This is a genomic window from Sphingobium salicis subsp. salicis, from assembly GCF_049472635.1.
Taxonomy (GTDB): domain Bacteria; phylum Pseudomonadota; class Alphaproteobacteria; order Sphingomonadales; family Sphingomonadaceae; genus Sphingobium; species Sphingobium yanoikuyae_A.
Genome location: NZ_JAYRCS010000001.1, coordinates 1663088 through 1681978, shown reverse-complemented (window position 1 = coordinate 1681978; position 18891 = coordinate 1663088). Strand labels below are relative to the sequence as shown.

14 protein-coding genes are annotated in these 18891 nt (G+C 64.1%); 10 read left to right on the top strand and 4 right to left on the bottom strand.

Annotated features, from left to right (window positions below; all coding sequences use genetic code 11):
* Window positions 1–41 precede the first annotated feature (41 nt).
* On the top strand, window positions 42–938 hold the full coding sequence (locus VHN57_RS07910) for a LysR family transcriptional regulator (protein ID WP_278987513.1): 897 nt from the start codon (window positions 42–44) through the stop codon (window positions 936–938).
* Between the two features lie 36 nt (window positions 939–974).
* Here VHN57_RS07910 and VHN57_RS07905 read toward each other — a convergent pair whose 3' ends face one another.
* Entirely contained in the window at window positions 975–3431 is a 2457-nt protein-coding gene (locus VHN57_RS07905) for a TonB-dependent receptor (RefSeq protein ID WP_278987512.1), read from the bottom strand.
* A gap of 245 nt (window positions 3432–3676) precedes the next feature.
* Window positions 3677–5092: a helix-turn-helix domain-containing protein gene (locus tag VHN57_RS07900; protein ID WP_010338815.1), complete on the bottom strand. Its 1416-nt coding sequence runs from the start codon at window positions 5090–5092 to the stop codon at window positions 3677–3679.
* Between the two features lie 140 nt (window positions 5093–5232).
* Here VHN57_RS07900 and VHN57_RS07895 point away from each other — a divergent pair, with 140 nt between their 5' ends.
* The 7 genes from VHN57_RS07895 to VHN57_RS07865 all read left to right on the top strand — a co-directional run bounded on the left by VHN57_RS07895 (window position 5233) and on the right by VHN57_RS07865 (window position 13645).
* Window positions 5233–6765 carry an acyl-CoA carboxylase subunit beta gene (locus tag VHN57_RS07895; protein WP_423283412.1) on the top strand — a complete coding sequence of 511 codons (1533 nt, stop codon included), beginning with the start codon at window positions 5233–5235 and terminating at the stop codon, window positions 6763–6765.
* Window positions 6766–6873: 108 nt separating this feature from the next.
* Complete coding sequence (gene mce, locus VHN57_RS07890) at window positions 6874–7314, top strand: methylmalonyl-CoA epimerase (RefSeq protein ID WP_423283410.1); 441 nt, start codon at window positions 6874–6876, stop codon at window positions 7312–7314.
* Window positions 7315–7480: 166 nt separating this feature from the next.
* On the top strand, window positions 7481–9634 hold the full coding sequence (gene scpA, locus VHN57_RS07885) for a methylmalonyl-CoA mutase (protein WP_423283408.1): 2154 nt from the start codon (window positions 7481–7483) through the stop codon (window positions 9632–9634).
* Window positions 9635–10648, top strand: a complete 1014-nt coding sequence (gene bioB / locus VHN57_RS07880; protein ID WP_004207227.1) for a biotin synthase BioB — start codon at window positions 9635–9637, stop codon at window positions 10646–10648.
* Window positions 10645–11022 (top strand): lysozyme inhibitor LprI family protein, encoded by a 378-nt coding sequence (locus VHN57_RS07875; protein ID WP_278988831.1) that lies wholly within the window; start codon window positions 10645–10647, stop codon window positions 11020–11022. Before bioB ends, VHN57_RS07875 begins: the two co-directional genes overlap by 4 nt.
* Before the next feature lie 109 nt (window positions 11023–11131).
* Window positions 11132–13132 (top strand): ATP-binding protein, encoded by a 2001-nt coding sequence (locus tag VHN57_RS07870; RefSeq protein ID WP_423283405.1) that lies wholly within the window; start codon window positions 11132–11134, stop codon window positions 13130–13132.
* A 141-nt stretch (window positions 13133–13273) separates the two neighbouring features.
* Window positions 13274–13645 carry a tRNA-binding protein gene (locus VHN57_RS07865; RefSeq protein WP_284110543.1) on the top strand — a complete coding sequence of 124 codons (372 nt, stop codon included), beginning with the start codon at window positions 13274–13276 and terminating at the stop codon, window positions 13643–13645.
* Between the two features lie 2 nt (window positions 13646–13647).
* Here the strand turns inward: VHN57_RS07865 and VHN57_RS07860 are convergent, their stop codons facing one another.
* Window positions 13648–14649: a M28 family peptidase gene (locus VHN57_RS07860; RefSeq protein WP_423283403.1), complete on the bottom strand. Its 1002-nt coding sequence runs from the start codon at window positions 14647–14649 to the stop codon at window positions 13648–13650.
* 210 nt (window positions 14650–14859) lie between these two features.
* On the opposite strand from VHN57_RS07860, the gene VHN57_RS07855 reads away from it, so the two are divergent.
* Together VHN57_RS07855 and alr are read left to right on the top strand one after the other, a co-directional pair.
* On the top strand, window positions 14860–16449 hold the full coding sequence (locus tag VHN57_RS07855; protein WP_278988488.1) for an MFS transporter: 1590 nt from the start codon (window positions 14860–14862) through the stop codon (window positions 16447–16449).
* Window positions 16450–16476: 27 nt separating this feature from the next.
* A complete protein-coding gene (gene alr / locus VHN57_RS07850) occupies window positions 16477–17520 on the top strand; it encodes an alanine racemase (protein WP_278988487.1) in 1044 nt (347 codons plus the stop codon).
* A 166-nt stretch (window positions 17521–17686) separates the two neighbouring features.
* Here alr and VHN57_RS07845 read toward each other — a convergent pair whose 3' ends face one another.
* Window positions 17687–18859, bottom strand: coding sequence for an acetyl-CoA C-acetyltransferase (locus VHN57_RS07845; RefSeq protein ID WP_278988092.1), 1173 nt, complete (start codon window positions 18857–18859; stop codon window positions 17687–17689).
* Between the last annotated feature and the right edge of the window lie 32 nt (window positions 18860–18891).

The window sequence follows — 18891 nt, the reverse complement described above, 5'->3', positions numbered from 1 at the left end:
GATTAGATTGCACTTTGACACTTCAGAAGTGATTTGAAATCATGGATAATAGGTTCGGCGACATCGAAACCTTCCTGATGGTGGCGGGTGAAGGCAGTCTGGCGGCCGCCGCCAAGGCGCTGCGGCTGACGCCATCGGCGGTCAGCCGGTCGATCGCCCGGCTGGAACAGCGGCTGGGCGTCACGCTGTTGCGGCGGACGACGCGGGCGCTGGCGCTCACGCCGGAAGGCGTCACCTATCGCGACCGTATGGCGGTGCTGCTGGGCGACATGATGGCGCTGGAGGCGGGGCTGGGCGAGGATCGCACGGCGCCGCGCGGGCTGTTGCGGATCAACGCTTCGCCCTCCTTCGGCATCGAATGCCTGATCCCGATCCTGCCCGGTTTCCGTGCCCTGTATCCGGCGGTGACGGTGGACCTGACCCTGTCCGACACGATCGTCGATCTGGTCGAGGAGCGGGCCGACATCGCCATCCGCATCGGCCCGCTGCGCGACACCAGCCTGCGGGCGAAGAAGCTGGGCCATAGCGCGATGGTGCTGGTGGCGAGCCCGGCCTATCTCGCCCGGCGCGGAACGCCGCAGACGCCGGACGATCTGGACGATCATGACTGCCTGCGCTTCAGCTTCCGCCGCTCGATCGACGGCTGGCCGTTCCGCATCGGCGGAAAGCTGGTCCAGCGCCCGGTGCAGGGCAGCTTCTACGGCAATTCGGGCGAAGTGGTGCGCCAGATGGCGGTCGCCGGCGGCGGCATCGCCCGGCACGGCCATTTCCATGTCGCCAGCGACATCAGGGCGGGGCGACTGGTCGAAGTGCTGGCCGACTATAACCCCGGCGACGGCGAGGATATCCATGCCCTCTACGCGGCAGAAGATCGCACCGCTGCGCGGGTGCGCGCTTTTCTCGACTATCTGGACGGGGCGATGCCCGTGGTGGGGTGAAGGGGCGGCAGCCGGTGCCGGCGCCCCTTCGTCCGGTCAGAAGGCTACGACCATCGACCCGCTGATCGCGCGGGGCGAGCCGAGATAGGCGGTGGTGGCGGTGCTGGTGAGGCCGGTGCCCGAATAGCCGATATAGACCTTGTCGAACAGGTTGGTGACGTTGAGCTGGAAGAAGGTCTTCTTGAGGCCCCATTGCTCCAGCGAGAAGCGGGCGTCGAGATCGACCAGCGTATAGCCGGGCAGCTTCACCGTGTTGATGTCGTTGACATAGCGTTCGCCGGTCCGCTTGATCTGGAGGCCGAGGTCGACCGGGCCGAGCGTGCCCTGGATGCGGCTGCCCAGCGTGTAGACCGGCGCGCCGGCCTCGCGCTTGCCGGCGGTCGCGGCATAGGTGCTGGCGCCGGTCTGGACATCGTCCTTGATCTCGGACTTCAGGTAGGAGCCGAAGACGTAGAGCATCAGATCCTTGACCGGGCGCACCGCGACGCTGCCGTCCACGCCATATTTGTCGACGCGGCCGAGGTTGCGGGTCACGCTGCAATCGCAATCGGCGTCATAGGCGGTTGCCAGCCGGTTGTTGTAGCGGGTGTACCAGCCCGACAGCTGCGCCTGGACGAGGCCCGACTGATAGCGCACGCCAAGGTCGAACGCGTCGGAGGTTTCCGGCTTGGGATTGCCCGAGCTGGAGTCTTGGTCGAAATAGAGCGCGCCATAGAGGGCGTCGGTGCCGGGCACGGACAGGTTCTTGGCATAGCTGGTGAAGACGCTGGCCTTGCTGGTGAACTTGTAGGTGACGCCAAGGTTGGGCAGCAGCTTGTTATAGTCGAACTTGCGCGACTGCGGCGCGGCATAGGCGCTGTTGGCGGCCAGCTGGGCATCGATGCCGGCCTGGGTCGCCGGGCAGTTGACGTTGCCCGATGCGTCGGTGGTGACGCAATATTGATTGAGGTCGCGGCTGAAGAAGGGCATGCGCGCGCCCAGCAGCAGGATGACCTGATCGTCGAGATAGGAACCGCGATATTCGCCCGAAATCTGGTTCAGCGTGGCATAGGATAGCCGGTTGCGCTTCTGCACGACATTGCCGTCGGCATCGACGATCGGATTGTTGATCGGGAAGACGTCGACCGGATCGCCATTGGCCTCCAGATAGCCGGCCTCGCCGGTCTGGCGATGGCGGGCGCGGTCATAGGTGTAGGACAGGCGCAGGCGATTTTCGGGGTCGATATCGTAGGACAGGTTGGCGATCACGCCATAGCGCTTGGTCACGGTCTGGCTAGGCGACAGGACGCGCACGAAATCCTGCGTGTCGCCATCGCCATTCAGGTCCACGCCGCCGACATAATAATATTGGGTCGAGCTGCTGGTGGCGGTGTTGCGGCTGTCCTTGAGATAATAGCCGCCCGTATTGCCGTCGGCGCTGGCGCCTTCATAGGCATAGGATGTGCCACCGCCATTGGCCTTGGTATATTGGAAGCTGGGATCGACCGTCAGCGTGAGGCCATTCGCCAGGGTGAAGCGCGAATTGAGCCGGACATTGCCGGTGTTGGACGGGTTGTAGCGCCGCTCGAACGCCGAACCGCAGCTATTGGCATAGTCGGTGACGCCGGTCTGCGGGGTATCGACGGTGCAGGTCGCGGTGTCGTAGAAGCGACCGTCGGTCGTGCCGGGGAAGGTCGCGGTGGTATAGGTCGAACCGTTGAAGGTGTTGCGGTTCTGGTTGTAATGGCCCGCCAGCGCGATGAAGTCGCCATTGCTGCCGATCGGCTGGTAGATCTTGCCATTATATTGCTGCTTATCGACGCCGCCATAATTGGTGTAGGTCGATTTGTTGGTCGCTCGCGAGGCGGAGAACCAGGCCTTGGTGCCGAAGGGCGTGAAGACGCCGGTCTGGAACATGCCGAAGATGCGGTGATAGGCGCGATCATCGTCATTGCCGCGGGCGACGATATTGCCATAGCTGGCGCTGATCATCGCGCCCATCTCGTCCGACGGCGTCAGCGAGCGGATGTTGATCGTGCCGCCGGCGGCCGAGGCGGTCGGGCTGTCGACATCGGTCGAGCCCAGGCTGACGGTCGCCGCCTCGATGATTTCCGGGTCGAGCTGCTGGTTGGTGTAGAGCGCGTAATTGCCCGAGTCATTGAGCGGAATGCCGTCGATCGTCTGCGACACCCGGTCAGAACTGAAGCCGCGCACGGTGAAGCTGCCGCCCAGCGATCCCCAGGGATCCTGGTTGGAGAAGCTGACGCCGGGCACCAGGTTCAGTGTTTCGTTGATCGCCTGGCCGGGGCGCTGGCGGGCGATGATCTCCTGGTCGAGCGTGACCTTGGCCTTGGGCGTTTCGGGGATCTTGACGCCGCCGACGCTCTGGTCGCCCTGCGCGCCGGTGACGATGATGCTGTCCTCGAAATCCTGCGAGCCGGTCGATTGCGCAAGCGCGATCGCCGGCGCAGCCGCCACGACCAGCGCGGCGCTGCACATCAATAGCTGTTTCATTGACCCGAAATCCCTTTTTACCATGTGCGACAAGGGTGCCGATTATCTTTTCTGGCACCGAGCTGTCCGTGACAGTCCCGCCCTGCAACTGGGATTTCGCTATGACAATTTTGTTAAAAGTGACACGACATATAAGTGAATTATATTTCAATATGCTGCATGATCTTCGTTCGTGAAGTTGAATATTGAAATGTAAAAGTAATGGCGAATTTTATTTCGGATTTTCGTGCCATTATTACTTCGTGTCAGCCGATCCAGTAGGGCACGATCTGGCGATTGTCGGGGTCGACATGGATCGGGCGGTCGGCGGGTGGGAAGGCGCGCTGGTCGCAGCTCTGGCGCGAGCAGAGGCGGCAGGTGATGCCGATCGGCGTCGCGGCGCCTTCCTCCTGCAGATGCAGGCCGTCGGCATAGACGAAATTGGCCGCATGGGCGACCTCGCAGCCCAGCACCACGGCGAAACGGCGCGGGGTGCGCTTGTAGCTGCCGGACGGCTTCACCAGCCCCTTGGCCATCGAGACATAGCGCACGCCGTCGGGGGTCTCGCCAAGTTGGACATTGATGCGATCGGGCACGGCCACCGCCTCATGCACGTTCCACAGCGGGCAGGCGCCACCAAAGCGGGCGAATTGCAGGCGAGTGGCGCTGTGGCGCTTGGTGATGTTGCCGGCCATGTCGACCCGGCAGAAGAAGAAGGGGATGCCGCGCAGGCCCGGTCGCTGCAGCGTGGACAGGCGGTGGCAGGCCTGTTCGAAACTGACGCCGAAGGTGCGGGCCAGCCGGTCGATATCATGGCGCATCGTCCGCGCCGCCTCCCGGAAGGGGGCATAGGGCATCAGCAGCGCGCCGGCGGCATAATTGCCAAGGCCGATGGCGAGCAGCCGGTCGGCGCCGGTGACCGGCAGGCCGGCCTTGCGCACGACATCGGCGATCACTGCCTGCCCCTCCAGCATCATCAGCTGGTGCGCCAGCATGAACTTGCGGCTTTCGGTCGGCAGGGCGGCGTTGATGAATAATTGCCGGTCGGCGGCGCGATAGGCGCGCAGCGCGCTGTCGGGCGTCTCGGCGATCAGCGTCTCGATGCCGTGGCGGCGGGCCAGCGCCTCGACCAGCATGCCCTCGTCCAGCACCTGGCCCTGGGCAAAGCTCTCGGCCATCTCCTCGGCCAGGCAGTCGAGGCTATGGACATAATTGCCCGCCTCATGAAACCAGTCGCGCGCCGCTTCCCATGGCAGGCGGGCCTGCACCTCATGATCGTTGGCGATCGCCTCCTCGATCATGTTGATCCGTTCATTGGCGCGCATATGGGCGTTGTAGAGATCGACATAGCGGGCCGCGAACTCGGGAAATTGCAGGTGCAGCTTCTCGATCCGTTCCGGCTCCAGCGCGGGGCCGGGCAGCTCGGGATGGGATAGGGCAAAGGCGAAGGCGCCCAGCAGCTGCTCGTCCTCGCGGCTGTCGAAACTGGCCCAGTCTGTGGGAAAGGCATTGGCGAGCGCGGCCTTGACCTTGGCGGTCAACGGGCGATCGTCATTTTCCATTTGGCTCAGATAGGATACGGATATGCCCAGTGCCTGCGCCATCGTCGCCTGGTCCATGCGATGGTCCAGGCGCAGCTGGCGCAGGCGTGGACCTGCGAATATACGGTTGCCGCGTGCCATAATCCTTACCCTAATTTGCGAAGTCGCGATTTGCAAATTGGCAAATTTACATTTGCGAACTTTACGTGCGGCTGGGTAGGGGAAGGGCAAGGCGGCGTCGGCCAAGCTATGGACGCCACGAATTTGGAGAGAAGCCTTTCATGTCGAAGCTCGCCATCATCGAACAGCTGGAAGCCAAGCGCGAGGGCGCCCGCATGGGCGGCGGCCAGCGCCGCATCGACGCGCAGCATGGCAAGGGCAAGCTGACCGCGCGGGAGCGGATCGAAGTGCTGCTGGACGAGGACAGCTTTGAAGAGCTGGACATGTATGTCGAGCATAATTGCATCGACTTCGGCATGGACGAACAGCATATTCCGGGCGACGGCGTCGTCACCGGATCGGGCACGATCAACGGTCGCCTCGTCTATGTCTTCAGCCAGGATTTCACCGTCTATGGCGGCGCGGTGTCGGAACGGCACGCGATGAAGATCTGCAAGATCATGGACATCGCGATGAAGGTCGGCGCGCCGGTGATCGGCCTCAACGACAGCGGTGGCGCGCGCATCCAGGAGGGCGTCGCCTCGCTGGCCGGCTATGCCGAGATTTTCCAGCGCAATGTGCTGGCGTCGGGCGTGGTGCCGCAGATCAGCGTCATCATGGGGCCGTGCGCGGGCGGCGCGGTCTATTCCCCGGCGATGACCGACTTTATCTTCATGGTGAAGGACAGCAGCTTCATGTTCGTGACCGGGCCTGACGTGGTCAAGACGGTCACCAACGAGGTGGTAACGCAGGAGGAACTGGGCGGCGCGATCACCCATACGACCAAGTCGGGCGTGGCGGACGTGGCGTTCGAGAACGACATCGAAGCGCTGCTGGCGGTGCGCGATTTCGTCGACTTCCTGCCCGCGTCCAACAAGGAGCCAGTGCCCGAGCGCCCGAGCGCGGACCCGTGGGACCGGCTGGAGGACAGCCTCGACACGCTGATCCCGGCCAATGCCAACCAGCCCTATGATATGCACGAGCTGATCCGCAAGGTGGTGGACGAGGGCGACTTCTTCGAGGTGCAGCCGGCCCATGCGGGCAATATCCTGTGCGGTTTCGGCCGGATCGAGGGCAAGACGGTGGGCATCATCGCCAACCAGCCGATGGTGCTGGCCGGCGTGCTCGACATCAACTCGTCGAAGAAGGCCGGCCGCTTCGTACGCTTCTGCGATGCGTTCGAAATTCCGATCGTCACCTTCGTCGACGTGCCGGGCTTCCTGCCGGGCACCGCGCAGGAGCATTCGGGCATCATCAAGCATGGCGCCAAGCTGCTCTTCGCTTATGCCGAGGCGACCGTGCCGAAGATCACCGTCATCACCCGCAAGGCCTATGGCGGCGCCTATGACGTGATGAGTTCCAAGCATCTGCGCGGCGATCTGAACTATGCCTGGCCGACCGCCGAGATCGCGGTGATGGGCGCCAAGGGCGCGGTCGAGATCATTTTCCGCGGCAAGACGCCCGAAGAGATTGCCGAGAAGACCAAGGAATATGAAGACCGCTTCGCCAACCCTTTCGTGGCGGCGAGCAAGGGCTTCATCGACGAGGTGATCCAGCCCCACTCGACCCGCAAGCGGATCGCGCTGGGCCTGCGCAAGCTGCGCAACAAGGCGCTGGATAACCCCTGGAAGAAGCACGATAATATTCCGCTGTGATGGCCCGCAGGAGCGTCATCCCAGCGCAGGCTGGGATCTCGTGCCGCTAAGCTGGACCTTGAAGGCCCAAGACCCCAGCCTGCGCTGGAGTGACGATATGAGGATGTTATGAAACTCGGCCGTCTCAACCATATCGGCATCGCGACGCCTTCGCTGGAGGCTTCGCTCGCTTATTATCGCGACATCATGGGCGCGACGCTGACGCATGAACCGTTCGACCTGCCCGCGCAGGGGGTGAAGGTGTGCTTCGTCGATACGCCGGGTGAAGGCGGCACGGCGGGGACGCAGATCGAACTGATCGAGCCGCTGGGCGAGAATAGTCCGATCCACGGCTTCATCGCCAAGAACCCGGCCGGTGGGCAGCATCATATCTGCTATGAAGTGCCTGACATCATGGCGGCCAAGGCCTGGTTCGAGGGGCTGGGCAAGAAGGTGCTGGGCGAGCCGCGCATCGGCGCCCATGGCACGCCGATCTTCTTCGTCCACCCCAAGGATATGAACGGGGTGCTGACCGAGATCATGGAGACGCCGAAGGACGGTGCGCACTGACATCACCCCTCCCGCTTGCGGGAGGGGCAGCGAGACTTGGCGGCTTTGCCGCCTAGTCGCAGCGGGGTGGGCACGGGACAGCCCACTCCAACTCCGGCTAAGCAGCAAGCTGCTAAGCCTGCATATCCTCTCCCGCCTGCGGGAGAGGAGTGAAGGGTAGGAACGAATGACCGAGAAGCCGACATTGGACCAGTGGGCCGCCGCTGCTGCCAAGGAAGTGAAGGGCAAGGATCTGAACTGGGATACCCCGGAAGGTATCACGGTGAAGCCGCTCTACACGGCCGAGGACGTGACCGTCGATCCGGGCCTGCCGGGCTTTGCGCCGTTCACCCGCGGCGTGCGTGCGTCCATGTATGCGGGTCGGCCCTGGACCATCCGCCAATATGCGGGCTTCTCGACTGCCGAGGAATCCAACGCCTTCTACCGCCGCAATCTGGCGGCCGGCCAGAAGGGCCTCAGCGTCGCTTTCGACCTTGCCACCCATCGCGGCTATGATAGCGACCATCCCCGCGTCGTCGGCGATGTCGGCAAGGCGGGCGTGGCGATCGACACGATCGAGGACATGAAGATCCTGTTCGACGGCATCCCGCTCGACAAGATGTCGGTCAGCATGACCATGAACGGCGCGGTGATCCCGATCCTGGCCTTCTTCATCGTCGCGGGCGAGGAGCAGGGGGTCGAGCGCAAGCTGCTCGACGGGACCATCCAGAACGACATCCTCAAGGAGTTCATGGTCCGCAACACCTATATCTACCCGCCCGAACCCTCGATGCGGGTCATCAGCGACATTTTCGGCTATACGTCGCGCGAGATGCCCAAGTTCAACAGCATCTCCATTTCCGGCTATCATATGCAGGAAGCCGGCGCGACGCAGGTGCAGGAACTGGCCTTCACCATCGCCGACGGCGCGGAATATGTCCGCTATGGCGTCGCCAGCGGCCTCGACATCGACAAGTTCGCCGGACGCCTCAGCTTCTTCTTCGCCATCGGCATGAACTTCTTCATGGAGATCGCCAAGCTGCGCGCCGCCCGCGTGCTGTGGCACCGCGTCATGACGAAGCTGGGCGCGCAGTACGAGCGCTCGAAGATGCTGCGCACCCATTGCCAGACGTCGGGCGTCAGCCTCACCGAGCAAGACCCGTATAACAACGTCATGCGCACCACGATCGAGGCGATGGCGGCGATGCTGGGCGGCACCCAGTCGCTCCACACCAATGCGCTCGACGAAGCGATCGCGCTGCCGACCGATTTTTCGGCCCGCATCGCGCGCAACACGCAGATCGTGATCCAGGAAGAGACCGGCATGTGCAATGTCGTCGATCCGCTGGGCGGCAGCTATTATATCGAGGCGCTGACCCAGCAGCTGGTCGACGCCGCGCAGGAAATCATCGACCGCGTGGAAGCCGAAGGCGGCATGGCCAAGGCCGTGGGCGCGGGCTGGCCCAAGGCGATGATCGAAACCGCCGCCGCCGCCCGTCAGGCGCGCGTCGACCGGGGCGAGGACGTCATCGTCGGCGTCAACAAATATCGCCTGGCGAACGAAGACCTGCTCGAAACCCTCGAAGTCGACAACACCAAGGTTCGCGAAGCCCAGATTGCCCGCATCAACCGGGTGAAGGCGCAGCGCGACGAGGATGCCTGCCAGGCTGCGTTGCAGGCGCTGCGCGATGCAGCCGCCGCGCCGCAGTCGATCGAGACCAATCTGCTCGCCCACGCCGTCGAGTGCGCCCGTGCGCGCGCCACGCTGGGCGAAATCTCGGCCGCCATGGAAGACAGCTTCAACCGCTATGGCACGCAGCCGACACCGGTGAAGGGCGTCTATGGCGCGCCCTACAAGGATGACAGCCGCTGGAAACAGGTTCTCGACGGGGTGCAGGCCGTCGAACGGCGCCTCGGTCGCAAGCCCAAGCTTCTCGTCGCCAAGATGGGGCAGGACGGGCACGACCGGGGCGCCAACATAATCGCGTCGGCCTTCGGCGACATGGGCTTCGATGTCGTGTCCGGCCCGCTGTTCCAGACGCCGGAGGAAACGGTGGTGCTGGCGCTCGACAGCGGTGTCGATGTGGTCGGCGCCTCGTCGCTCGCCGCCGGGCACAAGACGCTGATCCCGGAACTGATCAACCGGCTGCGCGACCACGGCCGTAGCGACATCAAGGTGATCGCTGGCGGGGTCATCCCGCCGCAGGATTATGACTATCTTCGTGACGCAGGGGTTCAGGGCATTTATGGGCCGGGTTCCAATGTCGTGGAGTGCGCCGCCGATGTGCTGCGCCTGCTCGGCCACAACATGCCCCCGGCGGGGCTAGAGGAAGCTGCGTAAATGAATACCCCCTGCACCCTGACCGCCCGCAACGACTGGACGCGCGAGGAAATCGCCGCGCTGTTCGACCTGCCCTTTGGCGACCTGATGTTTGAAGCGCAGTCGATCCACCGCGCGAACTTCCCGCGCAACGAGGTGCAGCTGTCCACCCTGTTGTCGATCAAGACCGGCGGCTGCCCGGAGGATTGCGGTTACTGCAACCAGTCGGCCTCGGCGGAAAGCGGACTGAAGGCCGAGAAGCTGATGAGCGTGCAGGCGGTAATGCAGGCGGCGGCGCAGGCGAAGGACGCAGGGTCTTCGCGCTTCTGCATGGGCGCGGCCTGGCGCAACCCCAAGGATCGCGACATGCCCGCCATTGTCGAGATGGTGAAGGGCGTGCGCCAGATGGGCATGGAAACCTGCATGACGTTGGGCATGCTGAGCGAAAGCCAGGCCGATATGCTCGCCGAAGCAGGCCTCGATTATTACAACCATAATATCGACACCTCGCCCGAACATTATGAGAAGGTCATCACCACCCGGACCTTCGACGATCGTCTGGTGACGCTGGAAAATGTCCGCAATTCGGGCATCAATGTCTGCTCGGGCGGCATCGTCGGCATGGGCGAGGCGCGCGAGGATCGTGTCGGCTTCCTCCATGCGCTGGCCGTGCTGCCGGTCCATCCGCAGAGCGTGCCGATCAACGCGCTGGTTCCGGTCAAGGGCACGGTGCTGGGCAATATGCTGGCCGACACCCCGCTCGCCAAGATCGACGAGATCGAGTTCGTGCGCACCGTCGCGGTTGCGCGGATCGTGATGCCGGAATCCATGGTGCGCCTGTCGGCCGGCCGCGAGAGCATGTCGGATAGCTGCCAGGCGCTCTGCTTCATGGCCGGCGCGAACAGCATCTTCACCGGCGACAAGCTGCTGACCACCGCCAATGCCGGCGACAATGCCGATGCGGCGCTCTTCGCCAAGCTGGGCGTCGTGCCGATGCAGGCCGAAGTGAAGGTCGAGCTGGAGGCGGCGGAGTGATCTCCCTCCTCCTTCTCAGCGAGGTGGTGCGCTACGCACCCCCGCCATGCCACGAGAAGGGGCAGGCGGGGGAGGAGCGATGTGCTGCGGCTGAGCTGGCGAAGGCGGAAAAGCGTCTCAGTGTGGCGTGGAGTAAAGCTGTCCAAACGCTACGCGATCCGGCCCGAAGGAATACGACCAAGGCTTTTGGTCAGACACCGATCAACCTTCTGACCACCGAACAAAAAAGCTGGCGAGCCTGGCGTGACGCGCATTGCGATGTGATGGCCTATTCCATGCAAGGAACATCGGGCGAGGCGCTGGTCAGATATGATTGCAAAACGGGAATGACGCTGGATCGCGTCAGAATTTTGGAAGGCGTTGGCGCAAGCTAGTTCATCGCCGCAACCATAACACCCGTTCGGTTCGAGCGAGGTCGAGAAGCGGTTCTCGACACGCTCGAACCGAACGGAGTTTAGAACAAGGACTGGGACAGGAAATATAATGGCAATCACCAAGATCCTGATCGCGAACCGTGGCGAAATTGCGTGTCGTGTCATGCGCACGGCCAAGAAGATGGGCATCAAGACCGTCGCGGTCTATTCCGATGCCGACGCCCGCGCGCCGCATGTGCTGATGGCCGATGAAGCCGTCCATATCGGCCCGCCGCCCGCCGCCCAATCCTATCTGCTGGCCGACAAGATCATCGAAGCGTGCAAGGCCACCGGCGCCGACGCGGTCCATCCGGGCTATGGCTTCCTGTCCGAGCGCGAGAGTTTCCGCAAGGCGCTGGACGCCGAGGGCATCATCTTCGTCGGCCCGCCCGCAAACGCCATCGCGGCGATGGGCGACAAGATCGAATCCAAGAAGCTGGCGATGGAAGCGGGCGTCAATGTCGTCCCCGGTTTTGTCGGCGTGATCGACGACACCGAACATGCGGTGAAGATCTCCAACGAGATCGGCTATCCGGTGATGATGAAGGCCTCGGCCGGCGGCGGCGGCAAGGGCATGCGCCTCGCCTACAGCGAACAGGATGTCCGCGAAGGCTTTGAAGCCACCAAGCGCGAAGGCCTGAACAGCTTCGGCGACGATCGCGTCTTCATCGAGAAGTTCATCGAAAGCCCGCGCCATATCGAAATTCAGGTGCTGGGCGACCAGCATGGCAATATCGTTTACCTGAACGAGCGCGAATGTTCGATCCAGCGCCGCCACCAGAAGGTGGTCGAGGAAGCGCCGTCGCCCTTCGTCAGCCCCGAAATGCGCAAGAAGATGGGCGAGCAGTGCGTCGCGCTCGCCCGCGCGGTCGGCTATTTCAGCGCTGGCACGGTCGAACTGATCGTCAGTGGCGAGGACAAGACCGGCGACGGCTTCTACTTCCTCGAAATGAACACCCGCCTTCAGGTGGAGCATCCCGTCACCGAGGAAATCACCGGCGTCGACCTGGTCGAACAGATGATCCGCGTCGCCAATGGCGAGACGCTGAGCTTCGGTCAGGCGGACGTGAAGATCAACGGCTGGTCGATCGAGAACCGCGTCTATGCCGAAGACCCCTATCGCGGCTTCCTCCCGTCGACCGGCCGCCTGATCCGCTATAATCCGCCCGAAACCGGCACGGATGAAAGCGGCGCGCTGATCCGCGTGGATGACGGCGTGCAGGAAGGCGGCGAGGTGTCGATCTTCTACGACCCGATGATCGCCAAGCTGATCACCTGGGCGCCGACCCGCCTCGAGGCCATCGACAAGCAGATCGAGGCGCTCGACAAGTTCGAGATCGAAGGGCCGGGCCACAATATCGATTTTGTCTCCGCGCTGATGCAGCATGAGCGCTTCCGCTCCGGCAACATCACGACCGGCTTCATCGCCGAGGAATATCCCGAAGGCTTCACTGGTGCCCCGGCGTCGGAAGAACTGCTCAAGCGCCTGTCCGCCATCGGTGCCTTCGCCGCGATGGCGCAGGCCGACCGCGCCCGCCGCATCGACGGGCAGCTTGGCAAGCGTCTTGCCCCGCCCACCGGCTGGCAGGTGAAGATCGGCGACGCCGTTCATGATGTCGTGATCGACGGCGACGAAGTGACGGTCGATGGCGAGAGCATCGACATGGCGCTCGAATATACGCCCGGCGATCGCCTGATCGAGGCGGAATTTGGCGAGGAGCAACTGGCGGTGCGGATCGCGCCGATGCGGTCGGGCTTCGTGCTGACCGCCCATGGCGCCAGCCACAAGCTGCGCATCCTGCCCGCCCACGCCGCGCCTTACGCTGCGCACATGATCGAGAAGATCCCGCCCGATCTGTCGAAATATCTGATTTGCCCGATGCCCGGCCTGCTGGTCGCGCTGAACGTCAAGCAGGGCGACAAGGTCGAGATCGGCCAGCCGCTCGCCGTGATCGAGGCGATGAAGATGGAAAATATCCTGCGCGCCGGCAAGGCGGGCACGGTCAAGAGCGTGTCGGCGGCACAGGGCGAGAGCCTGCCGGTTGACGCGGTGATCCTGGAACTGGAGTAAGCATTGCTCCCCGGAACGGGGAGGGGGCCACGAAGTGGTGGAGGGGGGATGCTTCTGGACGCGGCCTCGCATTTGGGGCACGCCCCCTCCGTCGGCTTCGCCGCCATCTCCCCGCAGGCGGGGAGGAGATGGAGTTCCTGCATGCACCTGACACACGACCCCAGCGCCCCCGCCGCCGACCCGATCGGCTTCGACGATTTCCTGAAAGTGGATATCCGCGTCGGCACGATCATCTCGGCCGAACCCTATCCCGAGGCGCGCAAGCCCGCCTACAAGCTGCTGATCGATTTCGGCCCGACGATCGGCCAGAAGAAATCGAGCGCCCAGATCACCGAAAATCACGCACTGGAAGAGCTGCCCGGCCGCCAGGTCGCCGCCGTGGTCAATTTCCCGCCGCGCCAGATCGGCAAGTTCATGTCGGAAGTGCTGACCCTGGGCTTCGCCGACGCGGCGGGCGCCGTCATGCTGTTCGCGCCCGACAAGCCCGTGCCCAATGGATCGCGCCTGTTCTAAGGCTATAGCGCGCCCTTCCGCGCCCACGCACGTACCACCCGTTTCACGCCATCGACCACCCGCGCCATGCGGTCATAGTCCAGCCGGTCGGGTGTATCGGCTTCGCTATGATAATAGCGATAGCGGAACGGGGCCGTGTCGGTAATCATCAAAGCGGGTATCCCGACCTGCGCGAACGCCCAATGGTCCGACCAGTCGATCCCCTGCACGAAGCCGGGGGCGCTGCCGCCTATGCTGGGGAAGGCTGCCTCGCGCCGGAATGCTGCAACCGTGGCCCGAATGAACGGGCGCGAGGATGTCATGCCGACAAAGGCGATGAAATTGCCGGTGTCGGGATAGAGGGCTGATAACGGAAAGGGGTAATGCTGGCTTCCCTTTGCATCGCTGTAGAAGCCGATTGTCTCCAGCGAAATCATGCCGAGCGCGCGCTCCTGACCGGCCGCCAGCGCCTTGGCATAGGCAAGGCTGCCCATATGCGCAGTCTGGAAATAGGGCGGCTCTTCATTGGCGAAGAAGGCGAAGCGTAGCCGCAATCGGCTCCGTCCGCGCAGATCGGACAAGGCGCGGGCAAGTTCCAGCGTTGCCGCCGTGCCTGATCCATTGTCATTGGCGCCAGGCGTCGTGCCATAGCTGTCATAATGCGCGCCGATCACCAGCGTCGGGGCATCACCATTGGCGGGTTCGAGCATGGCTTCGATATTGAAGATGCCGGGGATGCCTTGGATTGGCTGGCGGCGTGGGGCATAGCCGGCCTGTCGCAATTCCATTTCGACATAATGTGCGACATGATCCATTTCGCGCAAATGCGCAGCGTTGTGCGGCTTTCGCGCGATAAGCGCGACATCGGTCCTCAGCCGCCCGCTGAGCGCCCGCTGCTCCGCTGTAAGGCGTGGCGGCGGGTCTTGGTGCGACCGGCCGGGCACGGCGGTCATCCAGAACAGGATCGCTATCGGCGCGGCGATGATCAGCAGAATGGTCGCGATCAGGGTCGCTTTCGTTGGCATGCCAGATGCGTCCGCGCCTTCGCTGTCCATTCTGCGTCCCCCAAGCCCGGCCACGCATGGCTATGCCCGCAATTGCTGCACCTGTCCTACACAGGCCTCGCCATGCTAGACCAGCATGATCTTATCGATATGGCGATTGGAAATTTCCTTTCCCGTTGGCGCATGAAGATGTCAAAATATACGGGAAAAGTGGGAAGTTAAGGGGGCGGGATGACGCAGGTGGTCGGGGGCGACTATGTGATGGATGCGAAGCGGGACCGGTTGGTCATCACCGCTTCGGCATTGGGCACGGTGTTCGAATGGTATGATTTCTACATCTATGGCGTGCTCGCGCCGATCATCGGCCGCACCTTCTTCCCGACCGACAATCCGACCGTGGAACTTCTCTATTCGCTGGCCGGCTTCGCGATCGGCTTCGGCTTCCGGCCGCTGGGCGCGATGCTGTTCGGCTATCTGGGCGATCGGCTAGGGCGCAAATATACGTTCCTTGCCACCATCATCCTGATGGGGCTGGCGACGGCGGGCGTCGGCCTCACCCCGTCGGCGGCCAGCATCGGCGTCGCCGCGCCGGTCATCCTGATCCTGCTCCGCATCGCGCAGGGACTGGCGCTGGGCGGCGAATATGGCGGGGCGGCCATCTATGTCGCCGAACATGCGCCTGCTGGAAAGCGCGGCTTCTATACCAGCTTCATCCAGGCCGGCGTGATTGGTGGCTTCATCCTGTCGCTGATCGTCGTGGTCGGCACGCAATGGATCGTCGGCATGGATGTGTGGGACGCCTGGGGCTGGCGCATTCCCTTCATCTTCTCGCTGGCGCTGCTTGCCATTTCGTTGTGGATGCGCCTGATGCTGCGCGAAAGCCCGGTCTTCACCGCGATGAAGAAGGCCGGGCAACAGGCGAAGAACCCGCTGAAGGAGGCCTTCACCGCGCCGGGCAACAGGAAGCGGATGCTGGTGGCGATGATCGGCATCGCCGCGGGCTTCACCGTGATCGCCTATACCGTGATGTTCCAGGCGCTCTATTTCCTGCAGAGCGGCCTGCATGTCGCGCCGGGCATCGCCCAGTTGCTGGTCGGCGGCAGCGCCTTTGCCGGCATGGCGAGCTTCATCTTCTTCGGCTGGCTGTCGGACCGGATCGGGCGCAAGAAGCCGATCGTCATCGGCTATGCACTGGTGCTGCTGCTGGTCATGCCGCTCTACCAGTATATGGGCGCGACCGCGAACCCGGCGCTGACGCAGGCGGCAGCACGGGCGCCGGTGGTGGTGAGCGGCCCCGATTGCCGTTTCGATCCCTTTGCCAAGATACAGCCGACCGCCTGCGGCAAGCTGCTCGATCATTTTTCCAAGCGCGGCATCCCCTATGAGAAGCGCAGCGGCGTGGCGCCGGCGGTCAGCATCGGCGGCGTGGCCGTGGCGGACCTCAGCAGCGACGGGATCGATGCCGCGCTGACGGCGCAGGGCTATGATTTCGGTGTCGTCCGCCCCGACTGGCCGCGTGCGCTGATGCTGTTCGCCGCGTTGCTGCTGCTCTGGACCCTGTCGGGCGCGACCTATGGCCCGGTCGCGGCGCTTCTGTCGGAATATTTCCCGGCCCGCATCCGCTACAGTTCGCTCTCCATCCCCTATCATATCGGCACCGGCTATTTCGGCGGTTTCCTGCCGCTGGTCAGCCAATATATCGTCGCGCGGACCGGCGATCCCTATGCCGGCCTATGGTACACGATCGTCGTGGTGGCACTGGCACTGGTCACCTGCCTTGTCGCCTTGCCGGAAACAAAAGGACGCCCCCTCGACGCCTGAGCCCCGGCGCGCTATCGGCTGCGGGCAATGACTGGCTATATCGCTCCGCTCCGCCTGCGCCTCGATGGCGATGCGCTGCTTTCCAACTGGCGCTGGCTGGCGCGGCAGGGCGGCGCCCCGGCCTGTGGCGCGGCGATCAAGGCGGATGGCTATGGCCTGGGCGCGGCCGGCGTCATGCAGCGGTTGAAAGATGCGGGCTGTCGCGATTTCTTCGTGTCCAACTGGGGCGAGGCGGCGGCGCTCGAAGCGCAGATGGACGGTGTGAACTTTGCCGTCCTGCACGGCGTGCGCGACGAGGATATGACGCAGGCACTGACCTCGCGAGCGCGCCCGGTGCTCTGTACGCCGGGTCAGGTGGCGCGCTGGAAGGCGGCAGGCGGCGGCGCCTGCGACCTGATGATCGATACCGGCATGAACCGGCTGGGCCTCGACTGGCGGGCTGACCTCGGCGAACTGGTTGATGGGCTGGAGATTGTCACGCTGCTTAGCCATCTGGCGTCAGCCGACGAGGATAGCGATCTCAACCCGACGCAACTGGCCCGCTTCCGGGATATCCGGGCCGCAGTGCCCGCGCAGCGCTACAGTCTCGCCAACAGCGCAGGCATCTGCATGGGCGCGGACTATGGTTTCGACCTGACCCGGCCGGGCATCGCCCTTTATGGCGGCGTGCCGCATCCCGATGCAGCGCCGGATCTCCGCCCGGTGGTCCAGCCACAGGCCCAGATATTGCAGCGTCGCGCGGTGATCGCCGGCGACACGATCGGCTATAACGCCACCCATCGGGCCGAGCGCGATCTGGAGATCGCGGTCCTCAATATCGGCTATGCCGACGGCTATCTGCGCGGCTTTTCGGGGCGGGGCGCGGCGTTGGTCGATGGCATCCGCCTGCACGTGCTGGGCCGGGTGTCGATGGATTTGCTGGCAGTGGATGTCGGCGCGCGCCCGGATGTCGCGGAGGGAGACTGGCTGACGATCGACTATGATCTGCCGCAGGCTGCGCAGGCGTCGGGCCTGTCGCAATATGAACTGCTGACGGGCCTGGGCAAACGGTTCGACCGCATCTGGGCCTGAGAGTCCGTTTTAGAAAAAACGGTTCCGGCCCGATCCCCCGCCCAACCGCCCGATCAAGTGTCATCCTGTCGGGTGGTTGGGCGGGGGAGCGGGCTGGTACGGGCTCTAACATCAAAAAGGGCGCCGATCGCAAGACCGGCGCCCTTCGCTATTCAGTCGCTGGCGCTCAGCGCTCGATGCACATCGACACGCCCATGCCGCCGCCGACGCACAGGGTGGCAAGGCCCTTCTTCGCGTCGCGCTTCGCCATTTCATAGAGCAAAGTGGTCAGCACGCGCGCGCCCGATGCGCCGACGGGGTGGCCGATCGCGATCGCGCCGCCATTGACATTGACCTTGGCCGGATCCCAGCCCAGTTCCTGGCCCACGGCCAGCGCCTGCGCGGCAAAGGCTTCGTTCGCTTCGATGAGGTCGAGATCGGCGACCGACCAGCCGGCCTTTTCCAGTGCCTTGCGGCTGGCCGGGGCCGGGCCGATGCCCATGATCGACGGATCGACGCCGCAGGTGGCGAAGCTGGCGATGCGCCCGAGGATGGTGGCGCCGCGCTTGGCGGCTTCGTCGGCGCTCATCACCACCAGCGCGGCGGCGCCGTCATTGATGCCGCTGGCATTGCCCGCGGTCACGGTGCCGTCCTTCTTGAAGGCGGGGCGCAGGCCCTGCAGCGCTTCGATCGTGGCACCGGCGCGGATATATTCGTCCTGGTCGACGATGGTGTCGCCCTTGCGGCCCTTGATCGTCACGGGCAGGATTTCGTCGGCGAAGCGGCCCGACGCGCGCGCGGCTTCCGCCTTATTCTGGCTGGCGACGGCGAACTCGTCCTGCGCCTCGCGGCTGATCTGATATTTCTCGGCCAGGTTCTCGGCGGTGATGCCCATATGATAGCCCTGGAACGCATCGGTCAGGCCGTCATGGATCATCGTGTCGACGAAGCTGACCGGGCCCATCTTGGTGCCGCCGCGCAGCATCTGGGCATGGGGGGCGAGCGACATGCTTTCCTGGCCACCAGCGACCATGATGCGGGCATCGCCCGCCTTGATCGCCTGTGCCGCGAGCGCGACGGCGCGCAGGCCCGATCCGCATAGCTGGTTGAGGCCGATGGCGGTGCGCTCGACCGGGATGCCGGCGTTGACGGCGGCCTGGCGGGCGGGGTTCTGGCCCTGGCCGGCGGTGAGGATCTGGCCCAGGATCACTTCGTCCACTTCCTCGGGCGCGACGGCGGCCTGTGTCAGCGCGGCGAGGATGGCCTGGCGGCCCAGTTCATGTGCCGGAGTCGTGCCGAAGGCGCCCATGAAACTGCCCACGGCGGTACGCTTGGCGGCGGTAATGACGATGTCTGACAAAGGCTCGATCCTCACTAGTGGTAATGTTGTTT